The sequence below is a fragment of the Lentzea sp. CA-135723 genome, assembly GCF_050936595.1.
Lineage (GTDB): Bacteria > Actinomycetota > Actinomycetes > Mycobacteriales > Pseudonocardiaceae > Lentzea.
On sequence record NZ_JBNJMK010000001.1, the window covers coordinates 2,958,260 to 2,985,021 of the forward strand.

At 69.9% G+C, this 26,762-nt stretch carries 30 protein-coding genes; 4 read left to right on the forward strand and 26 right to left on the reverse strand.

Going from position 1 to position 26,762, the window contains the following annotated elements; all coding sequences use genetic code 11:
• Positions 1–6: 6 nt before the first annotated feature.
• The 13 genes from ACQEU1_RS12535 to pyrR all read right to left on the reverse strand — a co-directional run bounded on the left by ACQEU1_RS12535 (position 7) and on the right by pyrR (position 14,895).
• Positions 7–1,953, reverse strand: a complete 1,947-nt coding sequence (locus ACQEU1_RS12535; protein ID WP_433199694.1) for a phosphocholine-specific phospholipase C — start codon at positions 1,951–1,953, stop codon at positions 7–9.
• Positions 1,954–2,299: 346 nt separating this feature from the next.
• Positions 2,300–3,502, reverse strand: coding sequence for a methionine adenosyltransferase (metK, locus tag ACQEU1_RS12540; protein WP_285642301.1), 1,203 nt, complete (start codon positions 3,500–3,502; stop codon positions 2,300–2,302).
• Positions 3,503–3,541: 39 nt separating this feature from the next.
• Positions 3,542–4,795, reverse strand: a complete 1,254-nt coding sequence (gene coaBC, locus ACQEU1_RS12545) for a bifunctional phosphopantothenoylcysteine decarboxylase/phosphopantothenate--cysteine ligase CoaBC (protein ID WP_433199698.1) — start codon at positions 4,793–4,795, stop codon at positions 3,542–3,544.
• Positions 4,796–4,905: 110 nt separating this feature from the next.
• Entirely contained in the window at positions 4,906–5,184 is a 279-nt protein-coding gene (rpoZ, locus tag ACQEU1_RS12550) for a DNA-directed RNA polymerase subunit omega (protein WP_045313812.1), read from the reverse strand.
• A gap of 2 nt (positions 5,185–5,186) precedes the next feature.
• The gene (gene gmk, locus ACQEU1_RS12555; protein WP_433199702.1) at positions 5,187–5,783 is read right to left on the reverse strand and encodes a guanylate kinase; all 597 of its coding nucleotides are present in this window, start codon (positions 5,781–5,783) and stop codon (positions 5,187–5,189) included.
• Positions 5,780–6,097: an integration host factor, actinobacterial type gene (gene mihF, locus ACQEU1_RS12560; RefSeq protein WP_030471603.1), complete on the reverse strand. Its 318-nt coding sequence runs from the start codon at positions 6,095–6,097 to the stop codon at positions 5,780–5,782. Before mihF ends, gmk begins: the two co-directional genes overlap by 4 nt.
• Positions 6,098–6,393: 296 nt before the next feature.
• A complete protein-coding gene (gene pyrF, locus ACQEU1_RS12565) occupies positions 6,394–7,206 on the reverse strand; it encodes an orotidine-5'-phosphate decarboxylase (RefSeq protein ID WP_433199705.1) in 813 nt (270 codons plus the stop codon).
• A complete protein-coding gene (carB, locus tag ACQEU1_RS12570) occupies positions 7,203–10,505 on the reverse strand; it encodes a carbamoyl-phosphate synthase large subunit (protein WP_433199708.1) in 3,303 nt (1,100 codons plus the stop codon). The genes pyrF and carB overlap by 4 nt, the downstream gene beginning before the upstream one ends.
• Positions 10,505–11,665, reverse strand: a complete 1,161-nt coding sequence (gene carA, locus ACQEU1_RS12575; protein WP_433199711.1) for a glutamine-hydrolyzing carbamoyl-phosphate synthase small subunit — start codon at positions 11,663–11,665, stop codon at positions 10,505–10,507. Before carA ends, carB begins: the two co-directional genes overlap by 1 nt.
• On the reverse strand, positions 11,614–12,120 hold the full coding sequence (locus tag ACQEU1_RS12580; RefSeq protein WP_433199714.1) for a transporter: 507 nt from the start codon (positions 12,118–12,120) through the stop codon (positions 11,614–11,616). The genes carA and ACQEU1_RS12580 overlap by 52 nt, the downstream gene beginning before the upstream one ends.
• Positions 12,117–13,397, reverse strand: a complete 1,281-nt coding sequence (locus ACQEU1_RS12585) for a dihydroorotase (protein WP_433199717.1) — start codon at positions 13,395–13,397, stop codon at positions 12,117–12,119. The genes ACQEU1_RS12580 and ACQEU1_RS12585 overlap by 4 nt, the downstream gene beginning before the upstream one ends.
• Complete coding sequence (locus tag ACQEU1_RS12590; RefSeq protein WP_433199720.1) at positions 13,394–14,326, reverse strand: aspartate carbamoyltransferase catalytic subunit; 933 nt, start codon at positions 14,324–14,326, stop codon at positions 13,394–13,396. Before ACQEU1_RS12590 ends, ACQEU1_RS12585 begins: the two co-directional genes overlap by 4 nt.
• Positions 14,323–14,895, reverse strand: a complete 573-nt coding sequence (gene pyrR, locus ACQEU1_RS12595) for a bifunctional pyr operon transcriptional regulator/uracil phosphoribosyltransferase PyrR (protein WP_433199723.1) — start codon at positions 14,893–14,895, stop codon at positions 14,323–14,325. Before pyrR ends, ACQEU1_RS12590 begins: the two co-directional genes overlap by 4 nt.
• Before the next feature lie 257 nt (positions 14,896–15,152).
• Between pyrR and bldD the strand changes: the two genes are divergently transcribed.
• The gene (gene bldD / locus ACQEU1_RS12600; RefSeq protein ID WP_030471611.1) at positions 15,153–15,641 is read left to right on the forward strand and encodes a transcriptional regulator BldD; all 489 of its coding nucleotides are present in this window, start codon (positions 15,153–15,155) and stop codon (positions 15,639–15,641) included.
• An 87-nt stretch (positions 15,642–15,728) separates the two neighbouring features.
• Here bldD and ACQEU1_RS12605 read toward each other — a convergent pair whose 3' ends face one another.
• Together ACQEU1_RS12605 and ACQEU1_RS12610 are read right to left on the reverse strand one after the other, a co-directional pair.
• On the reverse strand, positions 15,729–16,454 hold the full coding sequence (locus ACQEU1_RS12605) for an RNA polymerase subunit sigma-70 (protein WP_433199726.1): 726 nt from the start codon (positions 16,452–16,454) through the stop codon (positions 15,729–15,731).
• Between the two features lie 82 nt (positions 16,455–16,536).
• Entirely contained in the window at positions 16,537–17,349 is an 813-nt protein-coding gene (locus tag ACQEU1_RS12610) for a sigma-70 family RNA polymerase sigma factor (RefSeq protein ID WP_433199729.1), read from the reverse strand.
• Between the two features lie 34 nt (positions 17,350–17,383).
• Between ACQEU1_RS12610 and ACQEU1_RS12615 the strand changes: the two genes are divergently transcribed.
• Entirely contained in the window at positions 17,384–18,034 is a 651-nt protein-coding gene (locus ACQEU1_RS12615) for an HD domain-containing protein (protein ID WP_433199732.1), read from the forward strand.
• Here ACQEU1_RS12615 and ACQEU1_RS12620 read toward each other — a convergent pair.
• The 4 genes from ACQEU1_RS12620 to ACQEU1_RS12635 all read right to left on the reverse strand — a co-directional run bounded on the left by ACQEU1_RS12620 (position 17,985) and on the right by ACQEU1_RS12635 (position 20,733).
• Positions 17,985–18,545 carry a hypothetical protein gene (locus ACQEU1_RS12620; RefSeq protein ID WP_433199735.1) on the reverse strand — a complete coding sequence of 187 codons (561 nt, stop codon included), beginning with the start codon at positions 18,543–18,545 and terminating at the stop codon, positions 17,985–17,987. The genes ACQEU1_RS12615 and ACQEU1_RS12620 overlap by 50 nt on opposite strands.
• Positions 18,546–18,642: 97 nt before the next feature.
• On the reverse strand, positions 18,643–19,062 hold the full coding sequence (gene nusB, locus ACQEU1_RS12625; RefSeq protein WP_330851642.1) for a transcription antitermination factor NusB: 420 nt from the start codon (positions 19,060–19,062) through the stop codon (positions 18,643–18,645).
• Positions 19,062–19,631, reverse strand: coding sequence for an elongation factor P (efp, locus tag ACQEU1_RS12630; RefSeq protein WP_382411880.1), 570 nt, complete (start codon positions 19,629–19,631; stop codon positions 19,062–19,064). Before efp ends, nusB begins: the two co-directional genes overlap by 1 nt.
• 31 nt (positions 19,632–19,662) lie before the next feature.
• Complete coding sequence (locus ACQEU1_RS12635) at positions 19,663–20,733, reverse strand: M24 family metallopeptidase (RefSeq protein WP_433199740.1); 1,071 nt, start codon at positions 20,731–20,733, stop codon at positions 19,663–19,665.
• 35 nt (positions 20,734–20,768) lie between these two features.
• Here ACQEU1_RS12635 and ACQEU1_RS12640 point away from each other — a divergent pair, with 35 nt between their 5' ends.
• Entirely contained in the window at positions 20,769–21,173 is a 405-nt protein-coding gene (locus ACQEU1_RS12640; protein ID WP_433199743.1) for a B-4DMT family transporter, read from the forward strand.
• Positions 21,174–21,248: 75 nt separating this feature from the next.
• Here ACQEU1_RS12640 and ACQEU1_RS12645 read toward each other — a convergent pair whose 3' ends face one another.
• Together ACQEU1_RS12645 and ACQEU1_RS12650 are read right to left on the reverse strand one after the other, a co-directional pair.
• Positions 21,249–21,848 carry a hypothetical protein gene (locus tag ACQEU1_RS12645; RefSeq protein WP_433199746.1) on the reverse strand — a complete coding sequence of 200 codons (600 nt, stop codon included), beginning with the start codon at positions 21,846–21,848 and terminating at the stop codon, positions 21,249–21,251.
• 19 nt (positions 21,849–21,867) lie between these two features.
• On the reverse strand, positions 21,868–22,245 hold the full coding sequence (locus ACQEU1_RS12650; protein ID WP_433199749.1) for a VOC family protein: 378 nt from the start codon (positions 22,243–22,245) through the stop codon (positions 21,868–21,870).
• Positions 22,246–22,272: 27 nt separating this feature from the next.
• Here ACQEU1_RS12650 and ACQEU1_RS12655 point away from each other — a divergent pair, with 27 nt between their 5' ends.
• Complete coding sequence (locus ACQEU1_RS12655; RefSeq protein ID WP_433199752.1) at positions 22,273–23,016, forward strand: Long-chain-fatty-acid--CoA ligase; 744 nt, start codon at positions 22,273–22,275, stop codon at positions 23,014–23,016.
• On the opposite strand, the gene aroQ is transcribed toward ACQEU1_RS12655, so the two are convergent.
• From aroQ to ACQEU1_RS12680, 5 genes are read right to left on the reverse strand one after another with little or no spacing between them, the layout of a single operon-like run.
• Complete coding sequence (gene aroQ / locus ACQEU1_RS12660; RefSeq protein ID WP_433199755.1) at positions 23,003–23,434, reverse strand: type II 3-dehydroquinate dehydratase; 432 nt, start codon at positions 23,432–23,434, stop codon at positions 23,003–23,005. The genes ACQEU1_RS12655 and aroQ overlap by 14 nt on opposite strands.
• On the reverse strand, positions 23,431–24,540 hold the full coding sequence (gene aroB, locus ACQEU1_RS12665; protein ID WP_433199758.1) for a 3-dehydroquinate synthase: 1,110 nt from the start codon (positions 24,538–24,540) through the stop codon (positions 23,431–23,433). The genes aroQ and aroB overlap by 4 nt, the downstream gene beginning before the upstream one ends.
• Positions 24,537–25,043 carry a shikimate kinase gene (locus tag ACQEU1_RS12670; RefSeq protein ID WP_433199761.1) on the reverse strand — a complete coding sequence of 169 codons (507 nt, stop codon included), beginning with the start codon at positions 25,041–25,043 and terminating at the stop codon, positions 24,537–24,539. The genes aroB and ACQEU1_RS12670 overlap by 4 nt, the downstream gene beginning before the upstream one ends.
• Positions 25,040–26,239, reverse strand: a complete 1,200-nt coding sequence (gene aroC / locus ACQEU1_RS12675; RefSeq protein WP_433199764.1) for a chorismate synthase — start codon at positions 26,237–26,239, stop codon at positions 25,040–25,042. The genes ACQEU1_RS12670 and aroC overlap by 4 nt, the downstream gene beginning before the upstream one ends.
• 13 nt (positions 26,240–26,252) lie before the next feature.
• A complete protein-coding gene (locus ACQEU1_RS12680; protein WP_433199767.1) occupies positions 26,253–26,732 on the reverse strand; it encodes a prepilin peptidase in 480 nt (159 codons plus the stop codon).
• Positions 26,733–26,762 lie beyond the last annotated feature (30 nt).

Below are 26,762 nucleotides of genomic sequence, written 5' to 3' on the forward strand. Positions count from 1 at the left end.
CCGACGTTAGCCTGAGATCGACTCCTGGCCGTTCTCGATGTGCCCGCAGAGCCGCCGCCGGAACTTTGGCTCCTCCTCCACGGTCACCGTCAGGTCGTACCAGCCGGAGTTCATGACGGTCAGCCACGGGATCACGGTGCGATGGCCGGGCCTCACGACGTAACGACGCCGCCCCAGCACGAACGTCAACCGCGACGAACCGCTGTTCTCGAACGTCAACGTCAGCACACGGCTGTATCCGCGCACCGACGACGAGACGCGCGCACGGTCCGAAGAACTACCGCCGAACTCACGGCGGAACCCGTTGGGCCCCAGCAACACGAGGTCGTGCTCCCCGGCGATCTCGATCGTCGCCTCTCCAGCGACGTCGAAGTGCTGCGGCACCGCGAACTGCCCGGAGTACGGGTACAGCGCGAGGTGCGCGGAGGCCGCACCCGAGTTCGACATCTCCAACGTGGTCCCGCGCAACGACGCGTCGGGCTGGTACGGCAGAGCGCGCGCACGCCGCCGTCCGGCCTCCTGCTCCGGCATCTTCTGCTCGGACGGGGGCGAGGGCCGCCAGCGAGGCGTGGCGGGCGGCACGGCGGCAGGTTCCCCGACCTCGGGCCACGTCCGCCGCCGGTCGAAGTCGAACGCCGACGTCAGGTCACCGGCGACCGTGCGCCGCCATGCGGAGATCTCCTCCGAACGCACGCCGGTCCACTTCTCCAGGAACCGCGTCATCGACGTGTGGTCGAACACCTGCGAGTTGACGTACCCACCGACAGACCACGGCGACACGACTGTCATGGGTACACGCGCACCAAGCCCCAACGGCCGGTCACCCACGTATTCGTCCGTGACGGACAACGGCGGCCGCGGCGGCGGCACGTGGTCGAAGAACCCGTCGTTCTCGTCGTAGGTGATGAACAGAACCGTGGACTCCCACACGTCTTGGTTGGAGGCCAAGGCGTCCAGCACCTGGTAGGTGATCGACGCGGACGCGGCCGGCGACGACGCACCGGGATGCTCGGAGTCCACAGAGGACGGAACCAGGTACGACACGGCGGGCAACCGCCCCGAGGCGACGTCCGCCCGGAACGTCTCCCCCAGGCCGCCGGGCTTCACCCGCTGCAAGCCCCTGTCGTACAACGACCTCTCCGCCGCCGACAGCTTCGTCAGGTCCAGCGAGCCGATCAACGCGGCGTCGCCGGTGCCGTAGAGCTTGTCGAGCGACTTGAACCCGGCGGGCAGCACTTTCCGCGCGATCTCCTTGAACCGCACGTAGAACTCGAGGTTGTTGTCCTGGAAGTTGTCCCACTCCTGGTAGACCCGCCACGACTTCCCAGCGGCCTCAAGACGCTCCGGGTACGTCTTCCACGTGTACCCCGTGTGCGTGTCCTCGCTGTACGCCGCGTTGCCGGTCGCACGACCCCCTGCCGGCTCATAGCCCGTGTAGCCGGAAACCCAGTAGTTGCGGTTCGGCGACGTGGAGGACGGCACCGAGCAGTGGTAGGCGTCGCACAGCGTGAAGGTGTCGGCGAGCTCGTAGTGGAACGGGATGTCCTGGCGCGTGTAGAACGCCATCGTCGCCCCGGTCTTGGCAGGCACCCAGTTGTCGTTCCACCCGCCGCGCAACGCGGAGTGCCCGCCGTTCCAGCTGTGGTCGAGGTCGCCGATGTACTGGATGTCACGGCCGGACGCCGCCTCACGCACCGGGAACGGCAACACCCCGGACTGGTTGAACACACCCTTCAGCGCGTTGCGATCCGAGAACCCCCGCACGCCACGAAGCGACCCGTAGTAGTGGTCGAACGAACGGTTCTCCTGCATCAGCAACACAACGTGCTTGATGGCGCGCAACCCGCCCGCACGGGGCTCGCGGGCCAACGCGGCGTACACCGACGGCGGCAACAGCGTGCCCGCACCAGCAGCAGCGACCGCGGCCATGAACCCACGACGAGAGAGCGACATACCTCGAGTTTGTAGTCCCGGTACATGACTCGGAACCGACCCTCGTATGAACAGAGACCCTGGAAGGCCGGGGTCTTGTTCACAGATCACAACGACGAGGTGAGCGGTGTGCTCAAGAAAGTTCGGGCAACGCGTGTATCAGGGGCGCCACGACGAACTCCGCCCGAACGTGGGCCAACGCCCGCCTGGCCCGTGCCCCCCAGGAACAACCCGGACCAGGTGGCGTGCCGCGCCTCGCCGGTACGCGCCAGCGCTCCCTCCTGACGCAGCCGGCGAGGCGCACCCTTCCCACCAACGTCAACGGCCCGCCCCCACCAGGGGACGGGCCGTCAGAACAGCGGAACGGTCAGGCGCCGGCGGCGTTGCGCAGGGCCTCCGCGCGGTCGGTCGACTCCCACGGGAGGTCGACGTCGGTGCGACCGAAGTGGCCGTAGGCCGCGGTCGGCGCGTAGATCGGGCGCAGCAGGTCGAGGTCGCGGATGATCGCGGCGGGCCGGAGGTCGAAGACCTCGGTGATGGCCTGCTGGATCTTCTGCGGGTCCACGGTCTCGGTGCCGAAGGTCTCGACGAACAGGCCGACCGGGGCCGCCTTGCCGATGGCGTAGGCGACCTGGACCTCGACGCGGGTGGCGAGGCCGGCCGCGACGGTGTTCTTGGCAACCCAGCGCATCGCGTACGCGGCCGAACGGTCGACCTTCGACGGATCCTTGCCGGAGAACGCGCCGCCGCCGTGGCGGGCCATGCCGCCGTAGGTGTCGACGATGATCTTGCGGCCGGTGAGGCCCGCGTCGCCCATGGGGCCACCGATGACGAAGCGGCCGGTCGGGTTGGTCAGGAGCCGCACGTCGGTGGTGTCGAGGCCCAGCTCGGCGATCTCGGGGGCCACGACGTGCTCGCGGAGGTCGACGCCGAGGAGCTTCTCGAGGTCGATGCCGTCGGCGTGCTGGGTGGAGATGACAACGGTGTCGAGGCGCACGGGCTGGTCGCCCGCGTACTCGATGGTGACCTGCGTCTTGCCGTCCGGGCGCAGGTACGGCACGGTGCCGTCCTTGCGGACCCTGGTGAGGCGGCGGGACAGGCGGTGGGCCAGCGCGATCGGCAGCGGCATCAGCTCGGGCGTGTCGGTGCACGCGTAGCCGAACATGAGGCCCTGGTCGCCGGCGCCCTGCTTGTCGATCTCGTCGTCGGCGCCTTCGACGCGGTTCTCGAAGGCGGTGTCGACGCCCTGGGCGATGTCCGGGGACTGCGCGCCGATGGCGACGTTGACGCCGCACGAGTGGCCGTCGAAGCCCTTCGCGGACGAGTCGTAGCCGATCTCGAGGATCTTCTCGCGGACGATCGTGGGGATGTCCGCGTACGCCTCGGTGGTGACCTCACCCGCGACGTGGACCTGGCCGGTGGTGACGAGCGTCTCCACGGCGACGCGCGAACGCGGATCCTTGGCCAGCAAGGCGTCCAGGATCGAGTCGCTGATCGCGTCACAGATCTTGTCCGGGTGTCCCTCCGTCACCGACTCACTGGTGAACAGCCTGCTGCTGTGCTGGCTCACGGACACTCCTTAGTTGCGGGGTTGGACTGAGGAAAAACTCTACCGAGACCTAGTCAAGCGAGCGGTAACCGCGTCCCAGACTGCGGACGCCACTTGAGTTTTCGGCCCGTGGGGTATAGGCGTCTCGTCGCCGTCCGGGGACAGCAGCCAGCCGGCGTTGTCGTCCTGCTCGAACGCCTTGCCGTCGCCGACCGCGTTGAGCACCAACAGGTCGCAGCCCTTGCGGCGCAGCTTCGCCCGGCCGTAGTCGAGCACCGACGTGGTCTCGTCGCCGGTCTCCGCGGCGAAACCCACGATGAGCTGGCCGTTCCTACGTGCGGAAACGAGCTCCACGAGGATGTCGGGGTTCTTCGTCAGCGCGATCGGGTCGGGGTCGCCGTCGGTCTTCTTGATCTTGTGGCCGGTGAGCGACGACGGCCGGAAGTCGGCCACCGCGGCGGCCATCACGACAACATCCGCGTCCGCCGCGACCTCGTGCATGGCGTCGCGCAGTTCCGTCGCGGAGCCCACCCGGACCAGATCGACGCCCGCGGGTGTGGCCAGATCCGCTGTGTTTCCCGCGACCAAAGTCACCTTCGCGCCGCGTTGCGCGGCCACCCTCGCCAGTGCGTAGCCCTGTTTTCCGGACGAGCGGTTGCCGATGAACCGCACCGGATCGAGTGGTTCTCGCGTGCCACCGGCGGAGATCGCGACGTGCACGCCTTCGAGTGTCCGCTTCAGCGCGTCGCCCCGCACCAGCAGCAGCCGGGCGAGCTCGACGATCTCGGCGGGGTCGGGCAGGCGGCCCTTGCCGGTGTCCTTGCCCGTCAGCCTGCCGGACGCGGGTTCGGCCACGATCACACCGCGGCCGCGCAGCAACGCGACGTTGTGCTGGGTGGCCGGGTGTTCCCACATCTCCGTGTGCATGGCCGGGACCAGCAGGACCGGGCAGCGCGCGGTCAGCAGGGTGTTCGTCAGCAGGTCGTCCGCGAGGCCGTGCGCGGCCTTGGCGATGAGGTTCGCGGTCGCGGGGGCCACGACGACGAGGTCGGCGTTCTGGCCCAGCTTGACGTGCGGCACCTCGTGCACGTCGTCGAACGGGTCCGCGGACACGACCTGGCCCGACAGCGCCTCGAACGTGGCGGCTCCCACGAACTTCAGCGCGCCCTCGGTCGGGATGACCCGCACCGAGTGACCGGACTCGGTCAGCCGCCGCAGGACCTCACAGGCCTTGTACGCGGCGATGCCCCCGCCAACCCCAAGGACGATCTTGGGCTTGACGGGGGCATCGGCGTCAGGTGCAGCGGGGTTCAAAGACTCTCCTGTGGGCGACGACCGCGAGGTCACGCCCACAAGGGAGGACCCGCTGGGGGTCCGGGGTTGCCCCCGGCGTGGGGTGTGGGGGCCAGGCCCCCACGAGGAACTTACTCGCCCTCGGTGTGCTCGAGGAGACCGGCGTGGATCTCCCGGAGCGCGATGGAGAGGGGCTTCTCACGCGGGCCCGGCTCGACGAGCGGGCCGACGTACTCCAGCAGGCCCTCGCCGAGCTGCGCGTAGTAGTCGTTGATCTGGCGGGCACGCTTCGCGGCGTAGATCACCAACGCGTACTTCGAGCTCACCTGCTCCAGCAGGTCGTCGATCGGCGGGTTGGTGATGCCCTCCGGGGAACCGGTCAGATGACCGAGCTCGGTGTGGGTGATCACTTTCAGACTCCTGAAATTCGTGGTCCGACCATCAAGGATAGCAAGTCGGCCGCGGCCGACTGCACGTCGGCGTTCACGACGACCTCGTCGAACTCCTTTTCGGCCGCCAGCTCGTCGCGGGCGATCTCCAAACGGCGTTCGACGACGTCCGGGTGTTCGGTGCCTCTGCCGGTCAGCCGGTCGACCAGGTGCTCCCAGGACGGGGGCATCAGCATGACCAGCTGGGCGTCCGGCATGGCCGTCCTGACCTGCCGCGCGCCCTGCAGTTCGATCTCGAGCAGGGCGGGACGGCCGGCGGCCAGTGCTTCCTCGACGGGCCGGCGAGGGGTTCCGTAGCAGTTGCCGGCGAACTCGGCGTGTTCGAGGAACTCGCCCGCCTCGGCCATTTGCTGGAACTTCTCGCGGTCCACGAAGTGGTAGTGCACCCCGTCGACCTCGCCCGGCCTCGGTTTCCTGGTGGTCGCCGAGACGGAGAAGTAGACGTCGGGCTGCTGCCTGCGCAGCTCCGCCAGGACGCTGGACTTGCCAACGCCGGACGGCCCGGACAAGACGGTGAGGCGGGAGCGGGCGGAACCCGCCCCCGCCTCGGTGCCAATCACTCTCCGCTGAACTCGGAGAGCAGGGCCTTGCGCTGACGGTCACCGAGACCGCGCAGGCGACGGCTGGGAGCGATCTCGAGGCGCTCCATGATCTGCTGCGCGCGAACCTTGCCGACGCCCGGGAGGGCCTCGAGCAGCGCGGACACCTTCATCTTGCCCAGGACCTCGTCGCTCTCGGCGGCCTTGAGCACGTCCGTCAGGGTCGTGCCGCCGCGCTTGAGGCGCTCCTTGAGCTCAGCCCGAGCGCGACGAGCGGCAGCAGCCTTCTCCAGCGCTGCGGCTCGCTGCTCCTCGGTAAGCTGGGGAAGAGCCACGATTTCCTCCGTGGTGTGGATTCTTTTCGGATCGGTGCCGCGACCGTACCGACCGCAATTGCCTGAGTACAACGTGACCCAGTCAGGTAAATCTTCAGCGGTGGTGAGTGAGGCGGCGGGTGGTAGTAGTACCAACACCCTCCGGCGGCCTGATCACTGCCTCCGGCAACTCGTCGCCCACGTTACGTGTGCTATGAGCCCGGTGACCAGCGGGGCAGCCGGTGGCGTGGACCCTACCAACACATGTTTCCCCAGGTGAGCGCGCCACACCCCAAAAGTTGTGGCGCGCCCGTCCCCTAGAGGGTCTCCTGGACCCTCCGCACGGCGCTGACCAGCGACGATGCGTCCGGACCGTGCTTGAGAACATCCCGTGAAGAAGTGGGCAGAACGCCCCGCATGTCGGACCCGAAGAGCCGTTTTAGATCTGCCACAGAGCCGCCCTGGGCACCGAAACCGGGCGCCAGGATCGGTCCGTTGAACCCGGAGAGGTCTACATCCGTTTCCCCGATCGTGGCACCCACGACGAGCCCGACATCACCGCTCGGGGAAATGCCTGAATTCCGAGCGGTTGCGAAATCGATGATCGTCTGCGCCACGGTTCGCCCGTCCGGAGCAACCGAGCGCTGGACCTCGGCCCCCTCGGGGTTCGACGTCAGCGCGAGCACGAACACGCCGCGGCCCGTCGCGCGGGCCGTGTCGAGCGCGGGCTGCAGCGATCCGAACCCGAGGAACGGCGAGAGCGTCACGGCGTCCCCGGCGAGCGGCGAGCCGTCGCTCAGGTACGCCTGGGCGTAGGCGGCCATGGTCGAACCGATGTCGCCGCGCTTGGCGTCCACGAGCACCAGCGTGCCCGAGTCGCGCAGCCCCGCGATCACCCGCTCCAGCACGGCGACGCCACGCGACCCGTAGGCCTCGAAGAACGCCGCCTGCGGCTTCACCATCGCGACGGTGCCGCCGAACGCCTCCACGGACGTCATGGCGAACCGTTCGAGGCCCTCCGCGGTCGGCGAGAGGCCCCACGACTCCAGCAGGCTCGGGTGCGGGTCGATCCCGACGCACAGGGGTCCGTGCGCCGCGACGGCTTTGGCGAGCTTCTCCCCGAACGTCACGCGTCACCCCGCAGCGCGGCCTGCAGCGCCTGCAGCGGCTGGACTCCGATGTCACCCCGGATGAGCGCCTCGATGCCGTGCACGGCCGCGGCGGCACCCTGGATCGTGGTGACGCAGGGGATGTCCTTGGCGACGGCGGCGGTGCGGATCTCGTAGCCGTCCACGCGCGGGCCGCTGTTGCCGTACGGCGTGTTGAAGATCATGTCGATCTCGCCGTTGAGGATCATGTCGACGACGTTGCCCTCGCCCTCGAAGTGCTTGCGCACCTCGGTGCACGGAATCCCGTTGCGCTTCAGCACCTCCGCGGTGCCCGCGGTCGCGAGGATCTGGAACCCGAGGTCGGCGAGGCGCTTCACCGGGAAGATCATCGCGCGCTTGTCGCGGTTCGCGAACGACACGAAGACCTTGCCCTTGGTCGGCAGCGAGCCGTAGGACGCCGTCTGGGACTTCGCGAACGCCTTGCCGAACGACGAGTCGATGCCCATGACCTCGCCGGTGGACTTCATCTCCGGGCCGAGCAACGAGTCGACGCCGTGGCCCTCGGGCGTGCGGAAGCGGTGGAACTGCATGACCGCTTCCTTGACCGCGACCGGGGCGTGCTCGGGCAGCCGGGCACCGTCACCGGTGGCCGGCAGGATGCCCTCGACGCGCAGCTCCGCGATCGTGGCGCCGAGCATGACGCGCGACGCGGCCTTCGCCATCGACACCGCCGTCGCCTTGGACACGAACGGCACCGTGCGCGACGCACGCGGGTTCGCCTCCAGGACGTACAGCACGTCGTCCTTCAACGCGTACTGGACGTTCAGGAGCCCCTTCACGCCGATGCCGCGCGCGATGGCCTCGGTGGAGCGGCGGACGTTCTCGATGTCCGACGCGCCCAGCGTGATGGGCGGCAGCGCGCACGACGAGTCGCCGGAGTGCACACCGGCTTCCTCGATGTGCTCCATCACGCCGCCGATGAACACCTCGGTGCCGTCGCACAGCGCGTCCACGTCGATCTCGATGGCGTCGTCGAGGAACCGGTCGACCAGCACCGGGTGCTCGGGCGTCACCTCGGTCGCGCGGGCGATGTAGCCCGACAGCGAGTCCTCGTCGTACACGATCTCCATGCCGCGTCCGCCGAGCACGTAGGAGGGGCGCACGAGGACCGGGTAGCCGATCTCGTCCGCGATCTCCTTCGCCTCGCTGAACGACGTGGCCGTGCCGAACTTCGGCGCGGGCAGCCCGGCCTCGGTCAGCACCTTGCCGAACTGGCCGCGGTCCTCGGCGAGGTGGATCGCCTCGGGCGTGGTGCCCACGACCGGCACGCCGGCGTCGGACAGGCGCTTCGCGAGGCCCAGCGGCGTCTGGCCGCCCAGCTGCACGATGACGCCCGCGACCGTGCCGGAGCGCTGCTCGGAGTGCACGACCTCCAGCACGTCCTCGAACGTCAGCGGCTCGAAGTACAGGCGGTCGGAGGTGTCGTAGTCCGTCGACACCGTCTCCGGGTTGCAGTTCACCATCACGGTCTCGTACCCGGCCGCCCGCAACGCCATCGCCGCGTGCACGCACGAGTAGTCGAACTCGATGCCCTGACCGATGCGGTTCGGCCCGGAGCCCAGGATCAGCACCTTGGGCTTCTCGCGCTGCTCCGCGACCTCGGTCTCGGCGTCGGGGTCCAGCTCGTACGCCGAGTAGTGGTACGGCGTCTCCGACTTGAACTCCGCCGCGCACGTGTCGACCGTCTTGTAGACCGGACGCACGCCGAGACGGTGGCGCAGCGCGCGCACGCCGTCCTCACCCGCCAGCTCCGGGCGGAGAACGGAGATCTGCCGGTCGGACAGACCGGCGCGCTTCGCCTTGCGCAGCAACGGTTCGTCCAGCACGGGGGCGTCCAGCAGCTCCGTGCGCAACGTGCCGAGCCACGCGATCTGCTCGATGAACCACGGGTCGATCTTCGACGCGTTGTAGACGTCCTCAATGGACGCTCCGAGCCGAAGAGCGCGCTCGACCGTGTACAGCCTGCCGTCGTGACCCCGTTCCAGCTGGGCCAGGACGGACTCCAGAGTAGTGCCCTCCGGGTCGGGCTGAGTCCAGAAGCCGACCGATTTCGTTTCCAGCGAACGCAGTGCCTTGCCGAGCGCCTCGACGAAGTTGCGGCCGATGGACATGGCCTCGCCGACCGACTTCATGGTCGTGGTCAGCGTCGGGTCCGCACCGGGGAACTTCTCGAACGCGAACCGCGGCGCCTTCACGACGACGTAGTCGAGGGTGGGCTCGAACGACGCCGGAGTCTCCCCCGTGATGTCGTTGGTGATCTCGTCCAGCGTGTAGCCGATGGCGAGCTTGGCGGCGATCTTGGCGATCGGGAAGCCCGTCGCCTTGGAGGCGAGAGCCGACGAACGCGACACCCGCGGATTCATCTCGATGACGACCATGCGGCCGTTGTCGGGGTGGATCGCGAACTGGATGTTGCAGCCACCGGTGTCGACGCCGACCTCGCGGATGACCTGGATGCCGACGTCGCGCATGTGCTGGTACTCGCGGTCGGTCAGCGTCATCGCCGGCGCCACCGTCACCGAGTCACCGGTGTGCACGCCCATCGGGTCGATGTTCTCGATCGAGCAGATCACGACCACGTTGTCGTTGCGGTCGCGCATCAGCTCGAGCTCGTACTCCTTCCACCCGAGCACGCTCTCCTCGATGAGCACCTCGGTGACCGGGGACTCCTCCAGGCCGATCGCGGCGAGGCGTTCGAGCTCCTCCGGCGTGTACGCCATGCCGGAACCCAGGCCGCCCATGGTGAACGACGGCCGGATGACGACCGGCAGGCCGAGGTCGGCGACGGTCGCGCGGACCTCGTCCATCGTCTTGCAGACGGCCGAGCGCGGGACGTCCGAGCCGATGCGGCGGACCAGGTCCTTGAAGATCTGCCGGTCCTCGCCGCGCTGGATGGCGTCGATGTTCGCGCCGATCAGCTCGACGTCGTACTTCTCCAGCACCCCGCGCTCGTGCAGCGCGATGGCGGTGTTGAGCGCCGTCTGGCCGCCCAGCGTCGCGAGGATCGCGTCCGGGCGTTCCTGCGCGATGACCTTCTCCACGAACTCGGCCGTGATCGGCTCGATGTAGGTGGCGTCGGCGAACTCCGGGTCGGTCATGATCGTCGCCGGGTTGGAGTTCACCAGGCTGACCCTGATGCCCTCCTCGCGCAGCACCCGGCACGCCTGGGTACCCGAGTAGTCGAACTCGCAGGCCTGACCGATGACGATCGGGCCGGAGCCGATGACCAGGATGTGCTTGAGATCAGTCCTCTTCGGCATCAGCGGGCCTCATTCATCATGGTCACGAAGTCGTCGAACAGGGGCGCGGCGTCGTGCGGACCGGCCGCGGCCTCGGGGTGGTACTGCACGGAGAACGCGGGCGCGTCGAGCAGCCGGACGCCCTCGACGGTGCCGTCGTTGGGGCAGTAGTGCGACAGCACGGCGCGGCCGAACTCCGAGGAGAACTCCTCCCCCGGCGTCCCTTCCAGCGCGAACCCGTGGTTCTGCGAGGTGATGGCGACCTTGCCGGTGGTCACGTCGATGACCGGGATGTTGATGCCGCGGTGGCCGTAGCGCATCTTGTACGTCCCGCGGCCGACCGCGCGGCCCAGGATCTGGTTGCCGAAGCAGATGCCGAACAGCGGCAGCTTGCGACCGAGCGCCTCGCGCGTCAGCTCGATGGCGTGGTCCTGCGTCGCCGGGTCACCGGGACCGTTCGACAGGAACAGACCGTCGGGGCTGACCTTGAGGATGTCCTCGAACGTGCTGGTCAACGGCAGGACGTGCACCTCGATGCCGCGCGCCGCCATCATCCGCGGGGTGTTGGACTTGATGCCCAGGTCCAGCGCCGCGACGGTGAACTTCTTCTCGCCGACGGCCTCGACCACGTACGGCTTCGACGTGGTGACGTCGACCGCGAGGTTCGCGCCGACCATCTGCGCCGACGCCTTGACCTGCTCGACCATCGACGCGGCGTCGGTGAGCTCGGAGCCGGAGAACACGCCGGCGCGCATCGCGCCCTGCTCGCGGATGTGGCGGGTCAGCGTGCGGGTGTCGAGGCCCGCGATGCCGACGACGCCCTGGTTCGCGAGCTCCTCGTCGAGGCCCCGCCTGGAGCGCCAGTTCGACGGCGTGCGCGCGGGGTCGCGGACGACGTAGCCCGCCACCCAGATCTTCGACGACTCGTCGTCCTCGTCGTTCCAGCCCGTGTTGCCGATCTGCGGCGCGGTCTGCACCACGATCTGGCGGTGGTAGGAGGGGTCGGTCAGGGTTTCCTGGTACCCGGTCATGGCCGTGGAGAACACGACCTCGCCGAGCGAGACGCCGGTCGCTCCGTACGCCTCACCGCGGAAGACACGCCCGTCTTCCAGCACCAATGCCGCGTTCGTCACGCCTTGCCTCCGGTGTTCATCGGGTTCTGGCTGAGAGCTTTGACCCATTCGTCGTACACGTCTTTGTCGTCACCGCGGAAACCAGTGTCGAAGAGGTGGCCATCGTTTTCCCACTGCACGACCAACAAGCCCTCTTCGCTGAACATGACCTTGCCCGCGAGGCCCCGGTCCGTCCTGGCGTCCCGGATGGACTCGGCGGGGATGAACAGCGGCGAGGCGCCGGTCCGTTCGATCGCGATGCCTTCCGGCACCAGGCTCAGCGTGGCCTCGGCGCGGTGGCCGATGTCGCCGACCTGGATGCGGTCCTGCCAGTTGCCGGCGTTCGTCGTGCCGATGTAGACGCCCGTCGTCGCGAGCTTCGCGGCACCGAGGGTGCTGGGCGTCGAGGGGAACGCGGGCAGGCCGGCCTGCTCGCGCTGGCGGCGCTTCCAGCCGTGCCACATGCCGTAGACGCACAGCGCGAAGAAGACGAAGACCGCCAGGGACAGGAGGATCCGGGTCATGGCGCAATCCTTCCCGCCAGGGCGGTCACGCGGCCACGCAAGATGGTGGCCGTCACCGCCGCGGGCAGTTCCATCCCCTCGAACGGGGTGTTGCCCGCGATGCTCGCGAGCTCCGCGCCGTTCACCGTCCACGACGCGTCCGGGTCGACCAGCACGAGGTTCGCGGGCTCGCCGACCTCGATCGGACGGCCCTGGTCGGTCAGCCCGGCGATCTCGGCGGGCTTCTCGCTCATGACCCTCGCGACGCCGCGCCAGTCGAGCAGCCCCGTCTTGACCATGGTCTCGACGACGACGCCCAGCGCGGTCTGCAGGCCGAGCATGCCCGGACGGGCCGCCGACCACTCGCAGTCCTTGTCCTGCACGGCGTGCGGGGCGTGGTCGGTCGCGACGCAGTCGATCGTGCCGTCGGCCAGCGCCTGGCGCAGCGCGTCCACGTCCGCCTGCGTGCGCAGCGGCGGGTTGACCTTGTTCACCGGGTCGTAGGTGGCGAGCCGGTCGTCGGTCAGGATCAGGTGGTGCGGGGTGACCTCGGCGCTCACCTTGGTGCCGCGGGCCTTGGCCCACTTGAGGACGTCCGCCGTGCCGGTGGTGCTGACGTGGCAGACGTGCAGCTTCGCGTCGACCTGCTTCGCGAGGATGCAGTCGCGGGCGACGATCGACTCCTCGGCGGCGGCGGGCCAGCCCTGCAGGCCGAGCCGCGAGGCGTTCTCGCCCTCGTGCGCCTGCGCGCCGACCGTGAGCCTCGGCTCCTCGGCGTGCTGCGCGATGACGGCGCCCAGGGACTTGGAGTACTCCAGCGCCCTGCGCATGATCAACGGGTCGTGCACGCAGTGGCCGTCGTCGGAGAACACCCGGACGTTCGCCTTGGACTTGGCCATCGTGCCGAGCTCGGCGAGCTTCTCGCCCTTGAGGCCGACCGTGACGGCGCCGACCGGGTGGACGTCGACCAGGCCGACCTCCTGGCCGCGGCGGGCCACGTGCTCGACGATGACGGCGTTGTCGGCGACCGGGTCGGTGTTGGCCATCGCGAAGACCGCCGTGTAGCCGCCGAGAGCGGCCGCGCGCGACCCCGTCTCGATGGTCTCGGTGTCCTCGCGGCCCGGCTCACGCAGGTGGGTGTGCAGGTCCACGAACCCCGGCAGGAGCACCGCGCCGTTGCCTTCGATGATCTCGGCGTTCTCGTCCGAACCTTCCGCGATCACGCCGTCGCGGATCAGCAGGTCGATCGGTTCCCCCTCGCCGTAGGGACGTACTCCCTTGAGCAACAAGGGTTTCACGCGTTTTCCTCCTCATGGGCGAGCAAGTGGTACAGCACGGCCATGCGCACGTGGACACCGTTGCGGACCTGCTCGGTGATGGCGGCCTGCGGGCTGTCGGCGACGACGGAGGCGATCTCCATGCCGCGCAGCATCGGGCCGGGGTGCAGCACGACGGCGTGCTCGGGCAGCAGCTTCAGCCGCCGCTCGTTGAGGCCGTACGCGATCGAGTACTCGCGCGAGCTCGGGAAGAACCCGCCGGTCATCCGCTCGGCCTGCACGCGCAGCAACATCACCGCGTCCTGCGAGGCGAGCTCGGAGTCGATCTCGTGCGAGACCGCGACCGGCCAGTTCTCCACGCCCGTCGGCAGCAGCGTCGGCGGGGCGACGAGCGTGACCTCGGCACCGAGCGTGGTCAGCAGGTGCACGTTCGACCGGGCGACCCGGCTGTGCAGGACGTCACCGACGATCGCGACGCGGCGGCCGTCGAGGCTGCCGAGCCGGTCGCGCAGCGTGGCGGCGTCGAGCAACGCCTGGGTGGGGTGCTCGTGCATTCCGTCGCCCGCGTTCACCACGGACGTGCTGGTGTGCTTGAGCCAGCCCGCGAGCCGGTGCGCGGCACCGGACGCCGGGTGGCGCACGATCACGCAGTCCGCGCCCGCCGCCTGCAACGTCAGGGCGGTGTCGCGCAGCGACTCGCCCTTGCTGACGCTGGAACCGGAGCTGCTGACGTTGATCACGTCGGCGGACATCCACTTGCCGGCGATCTCGAAGCTGACGCGGGTGCGGGTGCTGTTCTCGTAGAACATCGTGATCACCGTGCGGCCGCGCAGCGTCGGCAGCTTGCGGACCTCGCGGCCGAGCAGCGCCTGCTTCAGCCGGTCCGCGGTGTCGAGGATCGCGACCGCCTGGTCGCGGCCGAGGCCGTCGGTGGAGAGCAGGTGCTTCACTTCAGCACCACTCCGTCGCGGCCGTCGAACTCCTCGAGGTTCACGACGACGTCCTCGGTCTTCGACGTCGGCAGGTTCTTGCCGACGTAGTCCGCGCGGATCGGCAGCTCCCGGTGGCCGCGGTCGACGAGCACGGCCAGCTGGACGGCGCGGGGCCGGCCGTGGTCGCGCAGGGCGTCGAGGGCGGCGCGGATCGTGCGTCCGGAGAACAGCACGTCGTCCACGAGCACGACCAGCTTGTCGTCGATGCCGCCCTCTGGCAGCTTCGTCGCCTCCAGCGGCCTGGTGGGGCCTCGGCGCAGGTCGTCCCGGTAGAGGGTGATGTCGAGCGTGCCCTCGTGCACCGTGCGGCCGGAAAATTCGGCGATCTTAGCGGCAAGGCGCCGTGCGAGGGGGGCTCCCCGGCTGGGAATACCCATCAAGACGACGTCGGGTGCGCTGGGTGCATCGAGAGCGGTCTTCTCGATGATCTGATGGGCCATTCGGGCGACAGTGCGCGCGACGTCACCGGCCGAGAGAATCTCGCGATCCCCGGCCGGATCCGTCGCGCCACGTTGACGTGACGCCACGGCTGGACCTCCTTCCCCGCCTCACTGGACGGGTCCTTAAAGGACGTCGGACACCTGGTTACAACCAGGCTGACCTGCACCGTATCACCTACGGACGGTCAACCATCCGAGTGGTAGGCCAGGCGTGGCGCGCGTCTCTCCTTGAGATCAGCTTGACCTGCCGACCACGGCGAGTAATCATTACTCTGCGTATCGATCTAAGCCTCCCCGCAGCACGCGTGTACTGCTGACGGGGCGAATGAACGGAGAACCGCCACATGGGCGACTACGCCAAGGCGCTGGGGGCCAAGCTCCGCGCTATCCGCCAGCAGCAGGGTCTGTCCCTGCACGGCGTCGAGCAGAAGTCCGGCGGTCGCTGGAAGGCCGTGGTCGTCGGCTCCTACGAGCGCGGTGACCGCGCGGTGACCGTGCAGAAGCTGGCCGAGCTGGCCGACTTCTACGGGGTTCCCGTCGCCGAGCTGCTGCCGGAGGGCCGCGTGCCGTCGGGCGCCGAGCCGGCCACCAAGATCGTGATCAACCTCGAACGGCTCCAGCAGCTGCCGGTCGAGAAGGTCGGCCCGCTGGCCCGCTACGCCGCGACCATCCAGTCGCAGCGCGGCGACTACAACGGCAAGGTCCTCTCCATCCGCACCGAGGACCTGCGTTCGCTCGCGATCATCTACGACATGACGCCGGGCGAGCTCACCGAGCAGCTCATCGACTGGGGTGTGCTTCCTCCCGAGGCGCGTCCCGCGAAGGAAGACTGAGCTTCCTCGTTCTCCCGTCGCGAGGCTCCCCCGACGTCCTGCCAGTCGCCCTGAGGACGTTCGTGGGAGCCTCGTGCGTTCACGGGGTCATTCGGGCGAGAACAGTCGGCGGACGTGCGCCCGGTCCGTGATGGCGTGGATCGCCGCGATCCGGCGCTCGCGCACCGTGAACGACACCAGCGCGACCGGCTGCCCCTCCACGGTGGACACGAGTCCCGCCTCGCCGCCGACCACCGCGGGTTCCACGCACGGCGCGTTCTGCAGCACCGCGGCCTTGGGGCCGACCATGCCCGCGCCGCGCAGCCAGAGCTCCTCCGAACGCAGCGTCACGTCCGGGTCCAGCACGTCCTCGCCCGCCATGAACGCGTCGACGACCTCGCGCTGGCCGAGCAGGCCCACGTCGGACACGGGTCTGTCCTCCACCCGCTTGCGGGCACGCGCCTCGACCTGCAACGCGCCGAGCGGCGTGCGGCCGATCAGCGGCGCCACCTGCTCGAACGGCTCCTCGAACATGTCGTGCAGCACGTAGGCGACGCGTTCGTCGGGGGTCAGCGCGTCGAGCGCGGTCAGCACGCCGAGGCCCGGTTCGTGGTTCGGCCCCCTGCTCACCACCGGGTCCGGCATCTCGAAGCCGTTCTTGGCCCGCACGCGCAGCATCGTGAGGCTCACCCGCGCGACGACGGTGCTGAGCCACCCCGGCTCGCCGGTCTTCTCGATCTTGCGCCGCGCCTCTTCCACCGCGTCGGCCGCCTCCGCGAACCGGCCGAGCATGCGGTAGGCGAGCTTGTTCTCCTGGTCCAACTCCCCGATCACGTTGGTCCCCTTCAATCGAGCGCCCAGGACAAATAGACACCTCAGGGGCGTTCGACGTGACCAGCGACAGCAGTGGTATTGCTCACGGAATAATCGACGCCAGCTGCCGTTGGTCCTGGATCACGTGGATCGCGGCGATCCGGCCGTCGCGCACCGTGAACGCCATGACCGAGAACGGCCTGCCGCCCACCCGCGTGATGAAGCCGATCTCGCCACCGATGACCGCGAACTCGATCTCCGCACGTGTCGCGTACTGCCGGAACAGGCTGGCACGACCCGCGACGTCCCTCCCGCCGACCACTTCCAGGGCGCCGGCGCGCAACAGGGCGTCCGGGTGCAGCACGGCGACCAGGCCCTCCAGGTCGCCCTCCCGTGCCGCGTTGAGGAATGCCTGAACGACCTCGCGTTGCGTGGCCAGATCGGCATCGGGCGCAGGGCGGTCCTGGACACGCTTTCGTGCCCTGCTGGCCAGCTGCCGCGCGGTGGCCGGGGTCTTCTCGATCAACGGCGCGATGTCGTCGAACGGCACGGCGAACATGTCGTGCAGCACGAACGACAGCCGTTCGTCCGGTTTGAGCGAGTCGAGCACGATCAGCATCGCCAAGCCGACCTGGTCGCTGGTGACGGCCCGCTGCTCGGGCTCCTCGCTCTTCTCGATCACCGGGTCCGGCATCTCGTGCGCGTGTTCCCTGCGGTCGCGCAGCATGTTCAGGCAGACGCGGCTGACCACGGTGGTGAGCCACGCGGCCGGGTTGTCGACGCCGCTGGTGTCGGCCCGGTCGACGCGCAGCCAGGCGTCCTGCACGGCGTCGTCGGCCTCGGCGAACGAACCCAGCATGCGGTGGGCGATGGCCCGCAGACGCGGCCGCTCCTGTTCGAACTGCGCGGTGAACACATCGGCATCCTGTCAGCTTTGGCATCCTTTCCGGGTGACCACTCCCGACGCAGGACTTCTCAGCGATCAAAATCCGTTGCCGTCCGTTGTGGACGCACGGCTGCGTGAGCACCTCACGTTCCTGATCGAGGTGGACCGGCTCAAGACCGTGTTGCGCGCTTCTCCTCTCGCGGCCGCTGACCGGCGCGAGAACGACGCCGAGCACTCGTGGCACCTCGCGCTGATGGTGATGACGCTCGCCGAGTACGCCGACGAACCGATCGACGTCGGCCACACGATCAAGCTCGTCGTCGTGCACGACCTGATCGAGATCTACGCCGGGGACACGCCGATCTACGACACCGCGCTCGCGGAGAGCCAGCAGGAACGCGAGGAGGCCGCGGCGGACCGGTTGTTCGGGATCCTGCCCGGCGACGCGGGGGCCGCGATGCGGGCGTTGTGGGACGAGTTCGAGGCGAGGGAGACGCCGGAGGCGCGGTTCGCGAAGGCCATGGACCGGCTGCAACCGTTGCTGCTCAACTGGATGGCGCGCGGCGGGACGTGGCGGACGCCCGGTGTGACGGCGGACGACGTGCGGGCGCGCAAGGCCGTGATCGGGGACGGGTCGGCGAAGCTGTGGGAGGCGGCGTCGCAGCTCATCGACGAGGGTGAGCGGCGGGGCTGGGCTCGTGCCAGCCACCCGTGAACCAGGTGACCTCGCCGGTCTCCTGGTCGTAGCGGCGGCGTTCGATCGTGCCGATGTCGGCGCCGTAGACGTGGATGCCGATCGTCGGGTCGTCGGACGCGGCCTCGACGGCGTGGACGTCGTCGTCGGTCGTGCAGCACACGGTGACACTGCCCGTGCCGAAGGTCTCTTCGCCCAACGCCGTGAGCGGTCCGGTGGTGGTGGGCTTGGCGTAGCGGATTTCGCGTTCCGCGCCTGAGTAGATGCCCACGACGCCCCACGTCTCATGGCCGTGCACGGGCGTGCGTTGTCCTGGGGCCCACACGACCACCGCTACACACCAGGTCTCGGTGCGGTGCAACGGGTAGTTGACGTGGTGGTCCGGGTCCGGGCGGGTGAGCTCGGACGGAAGGCGGTAGCCGCTGCCGAGCAGGGCTTCGAGGTGGGCCGCCACGTGCTTCGTGATCACGTGCTCGTCGTCGTGCGCGGCGACCGTCGAGGCCACTCCGTCGAGGAACGTCTGCAGGTTCATGCAGCTCAGCGTGGCGTCCCGCTCACATGACGTCCAATGCCAAAACCGCGGGCGTCCCATCAACCTCGTCGATGGGACGCCCGCGGTTCTCGCAGAACTACAGGACGGCGCGCAGCTGGTCCGCGATGACCGCGATCCGGCCGAGCACACCGTTGACGAACCGCGGCGAGTCGTCCGTGGACAGGCCCTTCGCGAGCTCGACGGCCTCGTCGATCGCCACGGCGTCCGGCACGTCGGCCGCCCACAGCAGCTCGTACAGGCCGATGCGCAGGACCGCGCGGTCGACCGCAGGCATGCGCTGCAACGTCCAGCCCTCGGCGTGTTCCGAGATCAGGTCGTCGATGCGCGACCGGTGCGCCGTGACGCCCTCGACCAGCGACACGGTGTAGTCGTTCACCGGCGGCACGTCCGGGGACCCGACTCGTTCGGCCAGCAGCGTCACCGGGTCGGTGCCCAGCAGGTCGGCTTCGTAGAGGAAGTCGACCGCGCGCTTGCGGGCCTTGCTCCGAGCACCCATCAGGACTTGTCGCTGATGCGGCCGAGGTAGCGGCCGTCGCGGGTGTCGACCTTGATCTTCTCGCCGGTCGTGACGAACAGCGGGACCTGGATCTCGGCGCCGGTCTCGAGCGTCGCGGGCTTGGTGCCGCCGGTGGAGCGGTCGCCCTGCAGGCCCGGGTCGGTGTGCTGGATGACGAGCTCGACCGAGGTCGGGAGCTCGACGAACAGCGGGACGCCCTCGTGCGTGGCGACCATCGCTTCCTGGTTCTCCAGCATGTAGTTGGCGGCGTCACCGACGGTCTCGGACGGAACCGGGATCTGGTCGTAGGTGTCACCGTCCATGAAGATGAAGTCGGTGCCTTCCTTGTACAGGTAGGTCATGCCGCGCTTGTCCACGGTGGCGGTCTCGACCTTGGTGCCCGCGTTGAAGGTCTTGTCGACGACCTTCCCGGTCAGCACGTGCTTGAGGGTCGTGCGCACGAAGGCGCCACCCTTGCCGGGCTTGACGTGCTGGAACGCGGTGACGGTCCAGAGCTGGCCGTCGAGGTTCAGCACCAGGCCGTTCTTCAGGTCGTTCGTGGTGGCCACGGTGGGATTTCTCCTGTGTAGGGCGGGGGTGTCAGACGACCACGAGTTCTTTCGTGGTCAGGGTGAGGAGCTCCGGACCGCTTTCGCGGACCACGAGGGTGTCCTCGATGCGGACCCCGCCCCGCCCCGACAAGTAGACGCCGGGCTCGACGGTGACCGCCATACCGGCCGAAAGTGTACCGGCACCCACCTTCGACAACGCCGGTGCCTCGTGGATCTCCAGGCCGACCCCGTGGCCGAGGCCGTGCAGGAACTCGTCGCCGTGCCCGGCCTTCTCGATCACCTCGCGGGAGGCGTGGTCGACGTCGCTCACCCGCGTGCCCGGCGCCAGGGCGGCGCGGCCGGCCGCCTGCGAGCGCGCGACCAGGTCGTACAGGTCGCGCTGCCAGTCCGCGGGCTTGCCGAGAACCAGCGTGCGGGTCATGTCGGAGTGGTAGCCGTCGACCAGCGCGCCGAAGTCGAGCTTGATGAAGTCGCCCGCGTGCAGCGTCGCGTCCGTCGGCGAGTGGTGCGGCACGGCCGAGTTCACGCCGAACGCCACGATCGAGGAGAACGACGGGCCCTCCGCGCCGTGGTCGAGCATGCGGCTCTCCAGCTCGCGCGCGACCTCGCGTTCGGTGCGGCCCGCGCGCAGGCCGCCGTGCCCGATCAACGCCGCGAGCGCGCGGTCCGCCGCCGCGCACGCCATCCGCAGCGCCTCGATCTCGACCTCGTCCTTGACCAGCCGCAGCTTCTCGACCAGGCCGCCCGCCTTGTGCAGCTCTGCCTTGGCCGCTGCGGCTTGGAGCTCGTCCAAGCCGTCGACGGTGACGTGGTGGCTCTCGAACCCGAGCCTGCCCTTCGCACGGGCGGCGAGCGTGGTGTCGCACGGGCGGTCGATCAGGCGTTCCAGGTCCGGCACCTGCTTCGCCGACTGGGTGAGGTAGCGGCCGTCGGTGCAGAACACGTCGTCGCCGTCCGCGCCGATCAGCACGGCGGCGTTCGATCCGGTGAACCCCGTGAGGTACCGGACGTTCAGGAGGTTCGTGACGAGCAACGCGTCCAGGTTCGTGGCCTGGAGCTCCTGGCGCAGGGCGGTTCGGCGCGCGGCGTACGACGACATGTCTCGCAGCGTACGGCCAGTCCTAAGCTGTCCGCATGCGTCCTTGGTTCGTCCGTGCGTTGTGGATGGGGCTCCTGCACGGGGCCGTGCAGACCGGCGTCGCGGCCGTGGGCGTGCGCAGCCCGGAGGCCTCCTCGGTCCGGCCGATCGCACTCGGTCTGCTCATCGTCGCGGCCGTGCTGTGGGGCGCGGTCGACGCGCTGCGCGACCTCGACGACCGCGGCCTGCAGTGGTTCGTCGCGGCGCTGGTCGCCGGCCCGTTCGCGGGGGCGCTGGGCGTGATCGGGTCGGCGTTGCTGGTCGACCAGACCGGGCAGGAGGCGCTGTGGGTGGCGCTGACGGGCGGGGCGGCGTTCACGGCGCTGCTCGTGCTCGCGCCCGCCGGCCTCGGGATGCTGCTGGGCGGGTTCCTGGCGCGGAAGGAATCAGCGCGCGGCTAGTGACGTTGCCGGGGAAGGCGTGGTCAGACGGGTGCTTCGTGGTGCCGCGACGCGCCACTGGCGTCTCGCGGCGGGCTAGTCTGCCGCGCCGACGGTGAGGACGTAGCGCGCGGACGTCCTGAACGTGCCGAACTCGCCCTGCACGCGCAGCTCGTGCTCGCCGGGGCTGAGCGGCGGGATCCACGCCCACAACCCGCACGCCCTGGCCTCGACCCTGCCGGTCGGGGCGCCCATCGCGTTGTCCTCGACCGACTGGAAGGTGATCGTGGCCGGGTCGATCCGGCGCAGCTCGACCAGCTGGCCGTCGAGCGTCACCGAACCCTTGCCGCTGGTCAGGAACGTGTCGCAGTTCGTGTAGGTGTTGACCGCCGGGCCGGCGAGCGGCCTGCCCGCCGGTACCTGGCAGCGGCGGTTGACTGCGCCGCCGAACGTGCCCGCGAAGAACCACACGTCCTTCGGCTGGTTCTCGGCGCACCACTGGCCGGTGTCGTCGACGACCGGGTTGCGCTTCTCCGTGCTCGACGCGGCCCACGTCCACCACCGCGACTGGAGCGCCTCGTCCGACAGCTGCTCCGTCACCTTCGCCGTCGCCTCGCTGCTGACCGGCGTGGGCGTCGGCGCGGTCGCGCACCCGGCCAGGAGCAGGGCGAACGCGGCGATCAGCAGTCTCGGCACGTTTCGAATCTTTACACGTTCAGACGCCCACGAGCTCGATTTCGAACCCGTCCGCGTTCTCCATGAACGCCGCGTAGTGGTCTGGTCCTCCCGCGTGAGGATGCCTGTCCGCGAACATGAGCTTCCAGCCGTTGGCCTCGGATTTCGCGACGAGGCGGTCGACGTCCGCCTTGCTGCCCGCGTGCAGGGCGAGGTGGTTGAGGCCCGCCTTCATGCGGTCGTGCGGACCGGTCATGGCCGGGGACTGCTCGACCACGACGTAGGTGTCCCGGTGCTTCCAGCTGACGCCCGCCGGCCAGCGCTGGTGCTCGGTCCAGCCGAGCTCGGTGAGGACCCACCCGAAGGTGGCTTCGGCGCGGGCCAGGTCCGGGACCCAGAGTTCGACGTGGTGCAGCATTCCGGGCCCTCCATAGGATTCGGGGTCGTGGAGATCGTCTCGAACGGCGCGCGGCCTGATCTGCAGGGGGCCGCGCAGGCCGCGTTGCGGGACGGCTGGCCGCCGTTCGTGCTGCGCGGCGAGGTGCCCCGGCGGTGCCGCGCCGCCGTGGCCGAGTACTTCCCGCGCTACGACGTGCTGCTGGTGGAGGACGACGCCGTGCTGGCGCGGGCCACGGCCGTGGCGTTGCGCTGGGACGGTTCGGTGCCGGGGCTGCCCGGCGGCGGGTACGACGGGGCGCTGGCCGCGGCGGTCCGGGAGCACGAGAGCGGCGTCGCGCCGGACACGTTGTGCGTGGTGGCGGCGACCGTGCGGACCGACCGGACCGGCGGCGGGCTGGCCGGGCGGGTGCTGACCGGGTTGCGCGAGCGGGCGGCGGAGGACGGGCTCTCGCGCGTGATCGTGCCGGTGCGGCCGACCCTGAAGGCGACCTACCCCCTGACGTCCATGGAGGACTTCCAAGGGTGGCAGCGGGAGGACGGGCTGCACCTCGACCCGTGGATCCGCACCCACCAGCGGCTCGGGGCCACGATCCTCGGGCCCGCGCCCCGGTCGATGGTGGTGACCGGGGCCGTCGCCGAGTGGGAGCGGTGGACCGGGACTGCGTTCCCGCGCAGTGGGCGGTACGTCGTCGACGGTGGGCTGGACCTGCTGTGGATCGACCGGGAGCGCGACCAGGGCGTCTACGAGGAGACGAACCTCTGGATGCGCCACCCGGCTACTTCTGCCTGAGCGCCAGCCAGCGCAGGGCGAGGAGGTAGCCCTCGACGCCCAGGCCCGCGATCACGCCGGTCGCGACCGCCGAGATCACGCTGTGGTGCCGGAACTCCTCGCGCTGGTGGATGTTCGAGATGTGCACCTCGACCAGGGGTGCGGTGAGCTGGGAGCACGCGTCGCGCAGGGCGATCGAGTAGTGCGTCCAGGCCGCGCCGTTGAGGATCACCGGGGTGCCCGCGTCGGCTGCCTCGTGCAGCCAGCCGACCATCTCGCCCTCGTGGTTGGTCTGGCGGACCTCGACGGCGAAGCCGAGGGCCTTGCCCTCCGCGACGCACATCTCGGCCAGGTCGGCGTGGGTGGTGCTGCCGTAGATGAGCGGCTCGCGGGTGCCCAGGCGGTTCAGGTTGGGACCGTTGAGGACGAGGACGTTCACAGCAGCACCGTCCCGCCCGCGGCCTTGGGCTCGGCGGCGACCGCGCCGTACGCGGCGGCGATCAGCGACGGGTCGGGGCCTTCCAGGCGGCCGGGCTTGGCCAGGCCGTCGAGGACGACGAACCGCAGGACGCCCGCCTTGTTCTTCTTGTCGACCTTCATGCCCTCCATGAGTTGCGGGAGGGCGTCCGGGTCGTAGGTCGTCGGCAGGCCGAGGAGCTCCAAGACGCGCTTGTGGCGGTCGGCCGTCTCGTCGTCCAGGCGGCCGGCGAGGCGGGCGAGCTCGGCCGCGAAGACCAGGCCCACGCTGATGGCGGCGCCGTGCCGCCAGCGGTAGCGCTCACGGCGTTCGATGGCGTGGCCGAGGGTGTGGCCGTAGTTCAGGATCTCGCGCAGGGACGACTCGCGCAGGTCGTTCGTGACGACGTCGGCCTTGATCTGGATCTTGCGGCGGACCAGGTCGGCGAGCACGTCACCGGTCGGGTCGAGGGCCTTGGCCGGGTCGGCCTCGATCAGGTCGAGGATGACCGGGTCGGCGATGAAGCCGCCCTTGACGATCTCGGCCATGCCGGCGACGAGCTCGTTGCGGGGCAACGTCTCCAGCGTGGCGAGGTCGACGAAGATGGCGTCCGGCTCGTAGAACGTGCCGACGAGGTTCTTGCCCGCGTCGGTGTTGATGCCGGTCTTGCCGCCGACGGCCGCGTCGACCATGCCGAGCAGCGTCGTCGGGATGTTGACCAGCCGCACGCCGCGCATCCACGTGGACGCGACGAAGCCCGCGAGGTCGGTGACCGCGCCACCGCCGAGGCCGACGACGACGTCGGTGCGGGCGAGGCCGATCTTGCCCAGGACGTCCCAGCAGAAGCCCGCCACCGCGAGGTCCTTGCCGTCCTCGGCGTCGGGGACCTCGACGCGGTGCGCGTCGGCTCCCACCGCCTTCAGCTCGTCGACCAGGACCTTCGCCGTCTCCGCGAGCGTGGGCTGGTGGATGATCGCGATCTTGGCGGAGCCGCCGAGGAACTCGACGATGTCGCCGAGCAGGCCGCGGCCGATCACCACGTCGTAGGGCTTCTCCGCGGCGACCCGGATGCGCACGGGCTCGGTCATGCTTCAGCTCCCTTGATCACCGCGTCGGTCACCTGGCCGGGGTCGAGGGCGTCGGTCAGCACCTCGATCGTCGCGACCTCGCGGTACAGCGGCAGGCGCCCGTCGAGCAGCGCCTTGAACGTGGCGCGCGGGTTCACGCCGGTCAGCAGCGGGCGGTTGGACGCGAGCCCGGTGCGGCGCACGCCCTCGGCCATGCCCACGTTCAGGAACACCACGGTGTGCTCGCGCAGGCGTTCGCGGGTCGTCGCGGACAGCACCGCTCCCCCGCCGAGCGCCAGCACGCCCTCGTGCTCGACCAGTGCCTTGGCGACGGCTTCCTCTTCCAGGGCGCGGAAAGCGGGCTCGCCGTCGTCGAGGAAGATGTCGGAGATCGGCTTGCCGGCCAGCGCGACGATGTCGGCGTCGACGTCGCGGAACGGAACACCGAGGCGTGCCGCGAGCAGCTCGCTGACCGTGGTCTTGCCCGCGCCGGGCGGGCCGACCACGACGAAGCGCGGGCTCACATGCCCTCCCAGCGGGCTTCCAGGGCCTTGAGGTACGCGTGGGCGTTGCGGCGCGTCTCGTCGAGCGAGTCGCCGCCGAACTTCTCCAGCGCGGCCTCGGCGATCACCAGTGCCACCACGGACTCCAGCACGACACCGGCGCGCGGCACGGCGCAGACGTCCGAGCGCTGGTGGATCGCGACGGCGGGCTCGCCCGTGCGGACGTCCACAGTGGACAGTGCACGCGGGACGGTCGAGATGGGCTTCATGGCCACGCGCGCACGGAGGATCTCACCGTTGGTGATGCCGCCTTCGAGGCCACCGGCGCGGTTGGAGCGGCGCGTGACGCCGACCGGGCCGCTGCCGCGGTCGATCTCGTCGTGGGCCTGGCTGCCCCAGCGCTTGGCCGAGGTGAAGCCGTCGCCGATCTCCACGCCCTTCATCGCCTGCACGCCCATCAGCGCGGCGGCGAGGCGGGCGTCGAGGCGGCGGTCCCAGTGCACGTGCGAGCCGAGGCCCGGCGGCAGCCCGTAGACGAGCACCTCGATGACGCCGCCGACCGTGTCACCGGCCTCCTTGACGGCCTCGACCTCGGCGACCATCGCGTCCGTGCCGCGCTGGTCGAAGCAGCGCACCGGCGACTCGTCGATGGCGGCCAGGTCGTCCGGCGTGGGCAGGGCGGCGTCCTGCGGCGTCTCGGCCTTGCCGATCGACACGACGTGGCTGAGGACCTGGACGCCGAGCAACTGCTGCAGGAACTGGCGTGCGACCGTGCCGAGCGCGGTGCGGGCGGCGGTCTCCCGCGCGCTCGCCCGCTCCAGCACCGGGCGGGCCTCGTCGAAGCCGAACTTCTGCATGCCCGGCAGGTCGGCGTGGCCGGGCCGCGGGCGCGTGAGGGCCTCGTTGCGACCGGTCGGCTTGAGCAGGCTCGGGTCGACCGGGTCCGGCGACATGACCGTCTGCCACTTGGGCCACTCGGAGTTGCCGATCGTCACCGCGACCGGACCGCCCTGCGTCCTGCCGTGGCGGACGCCGCCGAGGATCTCGACCTCGTCCTGCTCGAAGCCCATGCGGGGCGAGCGGCCGAACCCGAGCCTGCGGCGCCCGAGCTGGGCGACGAGGTCCTCGGTGGTCACCTCCACCCCGGCGGGCATGCCCTCCAGGACGGCGACGAGGGCGGGGCCGTGTGACTCTCCAGCGGTGATCCAGCGCAGCACGTTCACAATCCTTTCACAACGTCGTCAATGCCCAGGTGGCGGCCAGCAACCCCGGCCCGTGGGGCACGGCGCGGGCACGTCTGAGCGCGGCGATGGCGAGGGTGACCGCGCTGGACAGGATCGCCGCAGGTAAGAGCTGGTTCAACGAGAGCACCGCGCCGAGGCCGAAGGTCAGCTTCACGTCGCCGCCGCCCATGAGGGCAGGCTTCAGGCGCCGGACGGCGAGATGCGCGCCACCGAAAACCGCCGCCGTCAGCAGCGCTTCTCCCAGGCGGTGGGACTGCGGGAGCAGCAGGGCGGCGGCCAGCGGGAGGGTGAGGGCGTCCGGCAACCGGTGGTGCCGCAGGTCGATCATCGCGAGCACGACGCCGAACCAGGCCAGCACGTACGACTCGGGCGGTGCGTCGAGGACGGAGGCGACCGTCCACAACGAGGCCACGAGCGCGCCTCCGAGGAGCGCGCCCGGCGGGAACGCGGGCAGGACCGTGGTCATGACACCACAGTCCTGCCCGGCACGACTTCC